Here is a 303-nt window from a genome sequence, read left to right on the forward strand (position 1 = left end):
GGATTTTCTTTCCTTCGTGACGCAGTTTTATCATGAAACGCCCGCCCTGCCCCGGGAAATCCATCTGCCCCTCGGGGCGGACACCGAGTGGTTAGGTCAATGGTTGAAGGACGTCCACGTCCATGTACCCCAGCGAGGGTTGAAGAAAAAGCTGGTGGACATGGCGACGGAGAACGCCCGGATCGCTCTGGAGGAACGGTTCCGCTTGATGGAAAGGGATGAGGAGCGGACGATCCGGGCGGCTCGCCGGTTGGGGGAAGTGCTGGGGATCGGAGCGGCCCGGCGCATCGAGGCCTTCGACAA

General features: G+C 61.4%; 1 pseudogene. It reads left to right on the forward strand.

The window, feature by feature from the left end:
- Positions 1-303, forward strand: a pseudogene (locus RZO55_RS14110) (excinuclease ABC subunit UvrC); the annotation flags it as partial.

The organism is Clostridium boliviensis (assembly GCF_033342255.1).
GTDB lineage: Bacteria > Bacillota > Clostridia > Lachnospirales > Lachnospiraceae > Lacrimispora > Lacrimispora boliviensis.